Consider the following 11620-nt stretch of genomic DNA (forward strand, 5'->3'; position numbering starts at 1 on the left):
ATTTATTTATAGAAAGTGTGTAGAGTCTATTAATTAAGAAGGTGAATAGATTGCATAAAAGTGTTCACAAAGGATTAAAATGGCTTGCCGTGCTAACCACATTGGGTATGTTGTTTGTTCTATTGGGGGGAGCCCTGGTAACAAAAACAGAATCCGGCATGGGCTGCGGCCGATCTTGGCCCCTTTGTAATGGACAGTTAATTCCAAGTGATATTACATTTGAACTTGTTATAGAATTAGCACATCGCGTTGTATCCGGCGGTGTGGGATTATTGGTTCTGGCATTATCGATATGGTCATGGAAAGCGATTGGGCATAAGCGTGAAACGAAATTCCTTGCTGCACTTTCTTTCTTTTTCCTTGTATTGCAAGGATTAATAGGAGCTGCAGCAGTACTATGGGGACAATCTGATTTCGTTCTTGCCCTGCATTTCGGTATTTCCCTTATTTCATTTGCTTCTATATTATTATTGACACTTCTGATATTTGAAGTCGATCAGAAATTTGATGCAAATTCATTGGTGATCAACAAACGGATGAGATTTCATACGGTTGGAGTGACGATTTATAGTTATCTTGTTGTTTATACCGGTGCTCTAGTAAGACATACAGAGTCAAGCCTGGTGTGTAAGGATTGGCCACTGTGCGTCAACTCCTCCCCAAGTCTACCGACGAACCTGTACGAATGGATTCAAATGGGGCACAGGGCAGCAGCAGGCATCATTTTCTTGTGGATCACTTATATTACTTATATGGCCATTAAAGAGCATAAGCACCAGAAAGTGATTTACTGGGGATGGATCATTGCCTTCACCCTTGTTTGTCTTCAAGTGATGAGTGGAGCACTCGTGGTGTTCACAAGACTGAATCTGGCAATTGCATTAATGCATGCTTTGATTATCGCTTGTCTGTTTGGGTTATTATGTTACTTCAATCTTCTTGCTTCAAGGAGTAAACGAAAAGCATAGAAAAAAGGATTCCGGGAGCTATCCGGAATCCTTTTTTTTATGCCTTATTCACTTCGATCAATAAATCTCCAGGGCTGATGGCATCTCCATTTTGCACATAAATATCTTTTACTACCCCTGCAAAAGGAGCCTGAACGGTCGTTTCCATCTTCATAGCTTCTGTGATCATTAAATGATCTCCCTTTTCAACCGTTTCCCCCTTTTCTGCAATGACCTTAATAACGGTTCCTGGCATGGAAGCCCCGATATGATTTTCATTCTTCACATCGGCTTTCGTCTTGGCTGCCACTGTGGATTTAATACTTTCGTCCTTAATGACGACTTCACGGGCCTGGCCATTCAGTTCGAAATAAACGATACGGGTACCGTCAGCCTGCGCCTGACCAATCGAAACAAGCTTCACAATAAGGGTCTTACCGGTCTCGATTTCCACCTCTATTTCTTCTCCCAGCCTCATCCCGAATAAGAATGTCGGAGTATCCAGAACTGAGATGTCCCCAAACTTGTCCATCGTTTGTGAGTATTCCATGAACACTTTCGGATATAACGCATATCCAAGGGCATCAAAACTCGTGACAGGGCGAGCAAGATCCTCAAAAAGCTTTTCTTTGAGGGCAGTAAAGTCCACATCATCCAGTAGCTCTCCAGGTCGTACGGTCAATGGATTGCGCCCTTTCAGAATCACGTTTTGCAACTCTTTCGGGAATCCGCCATGTGGTTGTCCCAGGTGTCCTTCGAATAATTCCACCACTGAATCAGGGAAATCAATCTTCTCACCATTTTCGAGTACATCCGATTCGGACAAATCGTTTTGAACCATGAACAGCGCCATGTCACCAACGACTTTAGAAGAAGGAGTAACCTTGACAATGTCCCCGAAGAGATGGTTGACCCTTGCATACATTTCTTTTACTTCTTCCCAGCGTGGTCCGAGTCCTACAGCTTTAGCCTGTTGCTGTAGATTACTGTATTGCCCCCCAGGCATTTCATGTTTATATACTTCTGAATGTGGCGACATCATGCCACTTTCAAAGTCTGTATAATATTTCCGGACATCTTCCCAATAGTGAGAAAGGGTTTCCAACGAGTCGATGTTTACATTCGGCTCCCTTTCCGTCCCTTTTAATGCGTAGTATAGCGTATTAGCACTTGGCTGAGATGTTAAACCTGACATGGTGCTTAGGGCAGTATCGACAATGTCGACGCCGGCTTCCACGGCTCTGGCGTAGGTGTAAATCCCATTCCCGCTCGTATCATGGGTGTGAAGGTGAATAGGCAGGCTCACGGTATCCTTCAGTTCTGAAATCAAACGGTAGGCTGACTGTGGCTTTAATAGTCCTGCCATATCTTTGATCGCCAGGATATGTGCACCACCCGCTTCTAACTCTTTTGCCAGATTCTTATAATAGTCAATGCTATATTTAGTACGGGTCGGATCATCTATATCACCTGTGTAGCAAATGGCGGCTTCGGCAATTTTTCCGCTTTGTCTTACGGCATCAATCGCAACTTCCATCCCTTTGACCCAGTTTAAGCTATCAAATATTCTAAATACATCGATACCGGCAAACGCGGATTTTTCGACAAACTCTCTTATCACGTTATCTGGATAGTTTTTATACCCTACTGCATTGGATGCTCTGAGGAGCATTTGAAATAATACATTTGGGACGCGCTCTCTCATAGTCAATAATCGATTCCAAGGGTCTTCCTTAAGGAAGCGGTAGGCTACATCGAATGTCGCCCCGCCCCACATTTCATAGGAAAACATATCCGGGAGTAATTGTGAAGTAGGTTCCGCTATCTGCTTAAGGTCGTTTGTTCTGACACGGGTAGCCAGTAATGATTGATGGGCATCCCGGAATGTTGTATCCGTCAGTAAGACAGCATTCTGTTCCTTGACCCATTTAACCAGACCTTCTGCCCCATGCTGATCCAGTATTTGTTTTGTACCTGGTTGGAACTCCGGCTTCATATCAAGGGACGGTACCCGCGGTTTTGAGAAAACTGGCTTTTTCTTTTTCTCTATTCCGGGAAACCCATTCACCGTTACGTTTCCGATATATGAAAGCATCTTCGTTCCACGGTCTTTCCTTTTCGGGAAAATGAACAGTTCAGGGGTTGTGTCGATAAACGATGTATCGTATTGACCTGTAATAAAATTTTCGTGTTTCACGACATTTTCTAAAAAAGGAATATTCGTCTTGATCCCCCGTATTCTAAATTCTTGAAGATTTCTGACCATTTTAGATGCAGCTTGTTCGAATGTAAGAGCCCAAGTAGAAAGCTTCACAAGTAGAGAATCGTAATAAGGTGTTATGACCGCTCCTTGGAATCCATTTCCTGCATCGAGACGAACGCCGAATCCTCCACCTGATCGGTAGGCCATTATTTTTCCAGTGTCAGGCATAAAGTTATTTAATGGATCCTCGGTTGTCACACGGGATTGAATTGCAAACCCATTCGTCCGGATGTCATCCTGAACCGGGATACCGAGCTTGGCGCTATGCAGGGCGTGACCTTCTGCGATCAATAACTGCGACTGCACAATGTCAACTCCTGTTACCATTTCCGTAATGGTATGTTCTACTTGAACACGTGGATTCACTTCGATGAAGTAAAACTGATTATTGGCTACCAGGAACTCAACGGTACCGGCGTTCACATACTTCACATTATCCATTAATCGGACGGCAGCTTCACAAATATCCTCTCTGAGCTGATCACTCAAGGATACAGATGGCGCTATTTCCACTACCTTTTGATGGCGTCTTTGAATGGAACAATCCCGCTCATATAAGTGGATGATGTGTCCATCATGATCTCCAAGTATCTGTACTTCAATGTGTTTAGGGTTTTCCACAAATTTCTCAACATAAATCTCATCATTCCCGAATGCTGCCTTGGCTTCTGATTTTGCACGTTCATAGGCTTCTTTTAAGCTTTCCAGGTTACGGACTATACGCATTCCCCGTCCCCCGCCACCCAATGAAGCTTTAATGATGATCGGGAATCCATGATCCTTCCCAAAGCTAATGACTTCTTCCAATGTTTCAACAGGTCCATCCGTGCCGGGAATGACCGGAATATTTGCCAGTTGTGCCTGATGTCGTGCCTTTACTTTGTCACCAAACATATTCAAGTGTTCAGAATGAGGTCCGACAAAGGTGATTCCTTCTTCTTCACAACGTCTGGCAAAATGAATATTTTCAGATAAAAAGCCATATCCGGGATGGATGGCATCTACATCGGCATTCTTGGCAATACGAATGATCCCTTCTATATCTAAATAAGCATCAATAGGTTTTTTCCCTTCCCCTATTAAATATGCTTCATCCGCTTTATAACGATGATAGGCACCTGAATCTTCCTTGCTATAGATTGCTACTGTCCTGATATTAAGCTCTGTACACGCTCTGAACACACGTATGGCAATTTCCCCGCGATTTGCAACTAGTACTTTTTTTATTTTTTTCACTACTCTCTCTCCTTTTGGCTATTCATGATTGAAATTCTCCATAATGAAGTCTATGAAAAAAGGGCTGACCCGAAAGATAAAGAAGTATCTTAGGGGGCAGACCCTAGACTTAGAGTTTTAGATACTCTATCAAAGTGACCTACATTTTTACACCATATATTTTTTTGCTATTATCCATATTCTCCGAAGGATAGTCATTTTCCTTCTTTGTTTTATATTTTTCTTCATATTTTACAAACATCGACACATTTACGAGGACACCCATCGACAATGATAGCACCAATAATGATGATCCACCATAACTGATGAATGGGAGTGGTACCCCTGTAATCGGTATTAAACCGGATACCCCGCCAAGATTGATGAAAGCCTGTATTCCTATCATGCAGGAAATGCCGATGGCCAACATCGTACCAAACGGATCCTGGCATTTCACCCCTGTATATATCCCTCTGAGTACAATATAAGAAAGACCGAGGATGACAAAACTTACTCCGAATACCCCTAACTCTTCCGCAATGATGGCCATGATGAAATCTGTTTGAGGTTCGGGTAAATAACCGAGTTTCTGAACGCTTTGCCCTAAACCAAGGCCTTTCACCCCTCCGGATCCAATGGCCAGATATGAGTTCACCAGATGGTACCCTTCTCCCTGGGCATATTTAAAAGGCGAAAGATAGGCTTCAATCCTGCTAAGTCTTTCCTTAGTAAAGATAAAGCCCCTTGCCAGGTAAATAACCGGGGAGAGGATGATGAAGAATCCTACTCCCAGGCCAGCCAGCTTGAAAAATGTCTTAAAGCTGATCCCGGAACATGATATGACGATAGCCCCGATGGCAAAGATGATGGCTGCCGTACCAAAGTCAGGTTCCAGGAAGACCAAAAAGCAGATAAAGCCAAGAAACAGTAATGGAGGTGCAAGACCTTTGTTAAAGTCATCTATGTATGCCTGTTTCTTTGAATATACGGAACCCAGGTAAATGATAACGGCTAACTTTGCAAACTCTGACGGCTGGATGGGCATGAATCCTAAATTGATCCAACTTTTAGCGTTATTCACCTCGTACCCAAAAATATGTACTGCTAGTAATAAACCAATGATCACAATCATAAGACTCTTGATGATTCTACTAACTTGAAAGGCTTTATACGGAAACCATGCTGCTACCGTAAAGGCAACAAAACCAATGATGATATTGATCATCTGTCTCTTATAAAAATGGTCGCTGTCCCAGCCAAACCGCTCTACAGCCATGACCATACTGGCACTATAGATCATCACGAGGCCAAATAAACAAAGGAATACATAAACAGCGATTAATGAGTAATCATAGGATTTTGCTATTTTTTTAATCATGACATTCAATCCTTTTTCTCTTATATCATTTTCTAAGATTATCCATTGTCTAACAAAAAAACTCAAACAACAGATTTATATATTGTTTGAGTTGTCATGACTATTTTACTTTTTCGTAGATGCTTCATGAAGGGCAGAAAGTTCTCTTTCCAAAGAATCAATCAGATCTTTTCCATCTTGATCATCTACAAGTCCTAATCGGACCGCAAACTCTATTTCACGAGATAATCCGAACATTTGGGTATCCAATACTTCCTCATATAGAGGACATTGGGGCATCGTTAAATTATCCATTTGTACTTTAATAAGCTGTAAAATCTTTTCTGCGTCAGCCTTTAATAATTCATAGGCTTTTTCTCGATGATTGATTGTCATTTCTGACGCCACAGTGATCCCCCCATTCCGAACAAATAACCTTCCTGTCTTAAAATTTTATCGTTAAATCATAGAAATTGCAAGAAAAATAAGTGTTTTACACGGTATTCCATGACAGAATTTTGAATTATTTTTCATAGAGCAAATAGGGGGATTTTCTTCCATAGAACGCTATCGTTTCTTTCATTCTTATCCTAAAGGGATCAATAAATCACTACTGTTAAAATATACTCCATGAGTACTCATCACTCAGCATTTCAAGAAGCTTCAACCCTGCACTGCTATTACCGACATCGTCAAGTGCGGGTCCAAAGATGCCGATTCCGCACTTGCCCGGTACCGACCCCATTATGCCACCTGATACGCCACTTTTAGCAGGAATCCCTACCTTGATGGCGAACTCACCGGATGTGTTATACATCCCACAAGTCACCATGAAGGTTTTACACACTCTAGCCACATCCCTGGTAATCAATTCCCGGCCACTTTCCGGATCGATCCCGTCGTTGGCGAATACAGCGCCCATCTTGGCAAGATCCACACAGCTCATCTCTACGGCGCATTGCTTTGTATAAAGGACGAGCAGATCTTCTACATTTCCTGTGATCACCCCGTGCTGCTTCATGAAGTAGCACAGAGATCTGTTTAAATTTGCCGTTTGAAGTTCTGAATAGGCGACGTCTTCATTATAAGAGACGGTTTCCCCAGTCATATGGTTAATGAATTCGATTAAACGATGCCATTTCTCTATTCCCGTGTTTCCCTTAATCATATTGGTCACTGCCAGTGCACCCGCATTGATCATAGGATTAAGGGGCTTTGAAGGCTTGTGGGTTTCCAATTTCGCTATGGAGTTAAATGGATCCCCTGTCGGCTCCATGCCAACTTTAGAAAAAACATACTCTTCCCCATAATCCATCAGTACAAGCGCAAGTGTTATGACCTTGGAAATGCTTTGAAGGGTGAATTTTTTCAAATGATCCCCTGCATAACAGGAGTTATTATCCAGTGTGTAGATACTGATAGCCAGGTCATGGGGATTTTGATCCTTCAGTGCCGGTATGTATTCAGCTACTTTCCCTTCAGCTGCAAAGGGTCTCGCTTTTTCAACTAATTCTTCCAACCATTCCTGAGTTTTTATCATTCTTCCACCAGCTCCTTTTTTCTTACTTATAGTTTCCCTATTTTCTTTCATTGAAACCGCTGAAAATGCTTTCATCTGTATGTGACAAACCTGCTCGTAACATATATACTGAAACTATCAGCGAGAGGAGGAATCAAAAAATGGAAAGTATCATACCGATAAAAGGAAAAGTGAAATTTTCGATTACATTGGATTCGGGAGTTTGGATATTTGATGATCGAAAAGTAGATTTAACTACATATTTTGATGATACAACCGAAATGGTTGATGAATTAGAGGAATACACAAAAGCGGTTTCAAAGCATTGGTCCAGAGAGATTCAAGAAGGTGCAACCTATCCTCCCACTTTGAAAACCGAGAAAAAATACGAGAAGGAAAAGATTCTTAACGGGACTTTCGCCATTCCATTTGCACCATTCCTTAAAAATGCAGAGCCCCTTATTGATGCTGCAACGATTGTGATCGAGACTGAAAGCGGGGAGCATCCCCTGGCTTTAACTCAGGCAGATCAGCTACTGATCGGATTTTCTAAAGAAGGAAAGCCGCTCAGGGAAAATGGGCCTGTCCATATATATTACAAGGATGGTTCGAATAGAGATCAGCCGATAACCGATGTAAGGGCGTTTCGAGTTGAATAATCTAAATTCCAAAACCGGTTCAGGACACCTGAACCGGTTTTTTCATACGTTATCACTGTGGTTTCAAATTATTCACAATATATCCGCAGCAAGCTGAGCTAATCCCGATCTCTCACCCTTCATGAGCTTCACATGTCCGGCTAATTTTTGATCCTTGAATTTTTCCACAACATACGTTAGCCCATTATTATATTCATCCAGGTAAGGATGGTCGATTTGTCCAGGATCCCCCATTAATACAATCTTGCTCCGCTCCCCTACACGGGTCAGAATCGTTTTCACCTCGTGCTTCGTCAGGTTCTGAGCTTCATCTATAATGATGTATTGATCCGGTATGCTTCTGCCTCGGATATATGTCAATGCTTCCACCTCAATTGACCCCATCCCCGCAAGAATATCATCAAGTTCTCCCGGTTTTTTAGTATTGAACAGATATTCGAGATTGTCAAAAATCGGCTGCATCCATGGTCTCAGTTTTTCTTGTTTTTCACCCGGAAGATAACCTATATCCTTTCCTACCGGAACGATTGGGCGGGCTACGAGTAATTTATTAAATTTATTAAAATCTTCTGTTTGCAAAAGCCCGGCAGCAAGAGCAAGCAGTGTTTTTCCAGTCCCTGCTTTCCCTATCATGGTCACTAATGAAATGTCATCCCGCAGTAATAATTCTGTTGCCATGGTTTGCTGGACGTTTCGCGCTTTAATACCCCACATATGTTCTTGATCATAGACTAATTTCTTTACCTTCTGGCCAGTGGAATCCACCATACCCAGAGCAGAAGCAGAGCTTCCGAGTGCATCCTTCATGATTAAGAATTGATGAGAATAAAATCGTTGTTTCGTTATATCGGTAAGGGTCAATTCCCCTTTATCATAAAATTTATCGAGAAATCCTCTCTCGGTATACAGTTCAATAAATCCTGTATAAACATCATTCACTTCAATGACCCGGTCACTCAGGAAATCTTCCGCCTGTAAACCCAAAGCGTCCGCCTTGACCCTTACAAGTGTATCTTTGCTAACCAGTATGACCGATTTCCCGTCCTTTTTTGCTTCTTCTTCGAGTGAAAGGTTTTTAGCTACGGCAATAATACGATTATCGTTTGTTTTCTCCACGAATATATCCTGAAGCTGCTGAAAGGAACGGTGATTTAGTTCAATCCTCAATGACCCTCCTGTATAAAGGGGGATTTTTTCATGGAGCTTTCCTTCTTGCCGTAAATTATCTATCAATTTCGATACATGTCTTGCGTTTCTTCCGATTTCATCCATATAACGCTTTTTGGAGTCCACTTCTTCTAAAACGACTGCAGGTATAACCACCTCATTATCCTGGAAAGAAAAGATGGCTTGTGGATCTTGTAATAAGACATTGGTATCTAATACATAAATTTTATTCAAATCGATGCCTCCTGCTCCTGATTTCTTATTACTATTGTATGTAGCCAATGATGTTCCGGTTATTCCCAGCTACTCAAATAGGACGGCCCGTTTCTTAAAATATATGAATAAACGTATAAAGATAGAAGAAAATTACACAATAAGAAAAGATATTGATTCTAAATCGGGAGGTATTCACATGTTCAAACTCATCTCTCTACTTATGGTGCCCTTCATCCTAGGCGCGTGCGCCAACAAAAATGAGATTGGTTATAATAATGATGCGAACAGTAAAAACAATAAACCGATTACTGTTCAAGATAGCAATATTCAACAGGTTGAACGAAAGTCGGGACAACAAATCTCCAAACACCTCGTGGACCTTACCACCAGTGTACCGGATGTTAAGGACGCAACAGCTGTAGTCATCGGTAAATATGCGTTTGTAGGAGTCGATATCGACTCGGATGTTGAACGTTCCCAAGTAGGTTCAATTAAATACTCTGTCGCAGAGGCTCTTCAAAATGATCCCTACGGTGCAGAGGCGATGGTCATTGCTGATCCGGACCTTTATGCCCGTTTGAAGGAAATCAGTAAAGATATCCAAAGAGGCGAACCGGTTCAGGGTATCATGAATGAATTGTCCGACATTTCCGGGCGTCTGATGCCTGAGATCCCTAAGTCATTGAAACAAACAGATCCCGAGAATGCACCAAATGAGCCTAAGAAAAAAATGAATAACTCAAAAGAAAAACAACTTAGACAAAAACAAGAAGATCAAACCTACGATAAAATTGATTAATTCATAATAAGGTTCATACATTCAAATGAGAAAAAGCCATGAAAAAGCTTAGTTCCTAAGCTTTTTTCATGGCTTCTATTACTTGATGGTCCAAACGGTCTGCTGCTGTTTTATCATATGTCTTCTCATAGGCAGGTTCTGTTGAAATCTTCGATCCATAGAACATGACATCCCTCACTTCATTAATGACAAGTTGAACAAGAGTCAGCTTCAAAGGTACTCCTGTAAGCTTCTCTTGAGATACGCTCGCTTTCCCACCGATTGAATACGTTGATTCGTTTGCAATTAAACTGACAACAACCAACGGATTACCTTTAATATTCTTGACGATTCTTGAGCGTTGATCCACAGCGAACAATAGTGTGTGTTCGTCCTTGGCAAGGATCCAGGATATTGCACTGACACTGGGTCCATTTGTTTCATGATCAACGGTAGCAAGAGTAACGAACCGCTCTGATTGCAATTCTTCAAACAATGCAGGAATTAAGCTGGGTTCGACTTGATTAGCCATACAATCCCCCCTGTTTTCTAAGCAATTTCATTTCAAACGTAATTCATCTTGATTATACTATACCAAATTTCATTGTAAAAAGTATAACGCAAAGTTAATAAAGCGTTTGACTATACTACATGGTATACTAATAAGATCAGACTTATGATTAGAACAAGTAGAGGTGTACTAAATGAGAGTAAAATGCGCTTTATGTGAAATTATCGAAACGATTGATGATTATTCTCTCCAGGCTAAAAAGTTGCGTAACAGGCCAATTCACACGTATATGTGTGAGAAATGCCATGAACGGATTAAAGAAAAGACGGAAGAGCGTGTATCGACGGGAAATTTCCGATTTTATCAGTCTCCTCAAGTAGAAGATGACTTTTAAACAAACCGGCGCCGGGATCGTCCTCGGACTTATTTCCGGTACCATTTTAGGTCTATTTTTCAAATGGATACAGGGATCAACTGGCATTAGAGTATATGTACTATTATTGAATGTGGATTTCATCCCGGTGTTTGCATCGAAAAATCTGCCCGAATGGCAGGAGTTTTCCTTCCACTTGCTAATCTCCATCATCATCGGTGTGGTGTTTGTGTACCTGAAGGAAAAGCTGAATATATCAAGTAAGGGTGGATGGCTCCTTTCCATGCTTTTAACCTTTCCCACTGTATTCCTATACTTTCCCCTTTCATATCTTGCTGTGCAGGAAGTTCCCGGTATATTGAATGGTATGGCCATTTTTTTATGGACAGCAGGACATCTTATATATGCTCTGAGCATACCGCCATTGTATAAGCAGACCACAAAAACAAAAATTAAACTAAAAAAAGGCTGAAGTCCCTAGAGGAGGGACTAGACTAACATAATTAAATGGGACAATATAAAACACCTCCGAAATGGTACACTTATTACAAGTACTGAAAACGGAGGTGTTTTTGCATGGGCAAAAACGTATATTCAAGTGAGACGAAATGGGCC

Annotated in this window: 11 protein-coding genes; 5 read left to right on the forward strand and 6 right to left on the reverse strand. The window is 41.5% G+C overall.

The features are described 5' to 3' along the window. Positions 1 to 50 precede the first annotated feature (50 nt). Positions 51 to 968 (forward strand): COX15/CtaA family protein, encoded by a 918-nt coding sequence (locus BAA9072_RS21670; RefSeq protein WP_269139976.1) that lies wholly within the window; start codon positions 51 to 53, stop codon positions 966 to 968. Positions 969 to 1005: 37 nt separating this feature from the next. Here the strand turns inward: BAA9072_RS21670 and pyc are convergent, their stop codons facing one another. From pyc to glsA, 4 genes are all read right to left on the reverse strand, one after another. Next, positions 1006 to 4446: a pyruvate carboxylase gene (gene pyc, locus BAA9072_RS21675; protein ID WP_201716690.1), complete on the reverse strand. Its 3441-nt coding sequence runs from the start codon at positions 4444 to 4446 to the stop codon at positions 1006 to 1008. Positions 4447 to 4585: 139 nt separating this feature from the next. Continuing rightward, positions 4586 to 5803: an FtsW/RodA/SpoVE family cell cycle protein gene (locus BAA9072_RS21680; RefSeq protein WP_201716691.1), complete on the reverse strand. Its 1218-nt coding sequence runs from the start codon at positions 5801 to 5803 to the stop codon at positions 4586 to 4588. Positions 5804 to 5908: 105 nt separating this feature from the next. Continuing rightward, positions 5909 to 6190 (reverse strand): YlaN family protein, encoded by a 282-nt coding sequence (locus BAA9072_RS21685; protein WP_201716692.1) that lies wholly within the window; start codon positions 6188 to 6190, stop codon positions 5909 to 5911. Between the two features lie 208 nt (positions 6191 to 6398). Then, a complete protein-coding gene (gene glsA, locus BAA9072_RS21690; protein WP_201716693.1) occupies positions 6399 to 7322 on the reverse strand; it encodes a glutaminase A in 924 nt (307 codons plus the stop codon). A gap of 140 nt (positions 7323 to 7462) precedes the next feature. Between glsA and BAA9072_RS21695 the strand changes: the two genes are divergently transcribed. Then, complete coding sequence (locus BAA9072_RS21695) at positions 7463 to 7960, forward strand: peptidyl-prolyl cis-trans isomerase (RefSeq protein WP_201716694.1); 498 nt, start codon at positions 7463 to 7465, stop codon at positions 7958 to 7960. Between the two features lie 72 nt (positions 7961 to 8032). Here BAA9072_RS21695 and BAA9072_RS21700 read toward each other — a convergent pair whose 3' ends face one another. Further along, a complete protein-coding gene (locus BAA9072_RS21700; protein WP_201716695.1) occupies positions 8033 to 9361 on the reverse strand; it encodes a PhoH family protein in 1329 nt (442 codons plus the stop codon). A gap of 178 nt (positions 9362 to 9539) precedes the next feature. Here BAA9072_RS21700 and BAA9072_RS21705 point away from each other — a divergent pair, with 178 nt between their 5' ends. After that, positions 9540 to 10142: a YhcN/YlaJ family sporulation lipoprotein gene (locus tag BAA9072_RS21705; protein ID WP_201716696.1), complete on the forward strand. Its 603-nt coding sequence runs from the start codon at positions 9540 to 9542 to the stop codon at positions 10140 to 10142. Between the two features lie 55 nt (positions 10143 to 10197). Here BAA9072_RS21705 and BAA9072_RS21710 read toward each other — a convergent pair whose 3' ends face one another. Next, positions 10198 to 10653 (reverse strand): pyridoxamine 5'-phosphate oxidase family protein, encoded by a 456-nt coding sequence (locus BAA9072_RS21710; RefSeq protein WP_201716697.1) that lies wholly within the window; start codon positions 10651 to 10653, stop codon positions 10198 to 10200. Between the two features lie 172 nt (positions 10654 to 10825). Here BAA9072_RS21710 and BAA9072_RS21715 point away from each other — a divergent pair, with 172 nt between their 5' ends. Together BAA9072_RS21715 and BAA9072_RS21720 are read left to right on the forward strand one after the other, a co-directional pair. After that, positions 10826 to 11026: a YlaI family protein gene (locus BAA9072_RS21715; protein ID WP_201716698.1), complete on the forward strand. Its 201-nt coding sequence runs from the start codon at positions 10826 to 10828 to the stop codon at positions 11024 to 11026. Continuing rightward, complete coding sequence (locus BAA9072_RS21720; RefSeq protein WP_201716699.1) at positions 11016 to 11477, forward strand: hypothetical protein; 462 nt, start codon at positions 11016 to 11018, stop codon at positions 11475 to 11477. Before BAA9072_RS21715 ends, BAA9072_RS21720 begins: the two co-directional genes overlap by 11 nt. Positions 11478 to 11620: the final 143 nt, after the last annotated feature.

This window comes from Rossellomorea arthrocnemi, assembly GCF_904424705.1.
GTDB lineage: Bacteria > Bacillota > Bacilli > Bacillales > Bacillaceae_B > Rossellomorea > Rossellomorea arthrocnemi.

Excerpts from the sequence above, each read along its gene's own strand:
- BAA9072_RS21680 (WP_201716691.1), bottom strand. The coding sequence starts at position 5,803 with ATGATTAAAAAAATAGCAAAATCCTATGATTACTCATTAATCGCTGTT.
- glsA (WP_201716693.1), bottom strand. The coding sequence starts at position 7,322 with ATGATAAAAACTCAGGAATGGTTGGAAGAATTAGTTGAAAAAGCGAGA.
- BAA9072_RS21695 (WP_201716694.1), top strand. The coding sequence starts at position 7,463 with ATGGAAAGTATCATACCGATAAAAGGAAAAGTGAAATTTTCGATTACA.
- BAA9072_RS21705 (WP_201716696.1), top strand. The coding sequence starts at position 9,540 with ATGTTCAAACTCATCTCTCTACTTATGGTGCCCTTCATCCTAGGCGCG.
- BAA9072_RS21710 (WP_201716697.1), bottom strand. The coding sequence starts at position 10,653 with ATGGCTAATCAAGTCGAACCCAGCTTAATTCCTGCATTGTTTGAAGAA.
- BAA9072_RS21715 (WP_201716698.1), top strand. The coding sequence starts at position 10,826 with ATGAGAGTAAAATGCGCTTTATGTGAAATTATCGAAACGATTGATGAT.
- BAA9072_RS21720 (WP_201716699.1), top strand. The coding sequence starts at position 11,016 with ATGACTTTTAAACAAACCGGCGCCGGGATCGTCCTCGGACTTATTTCC.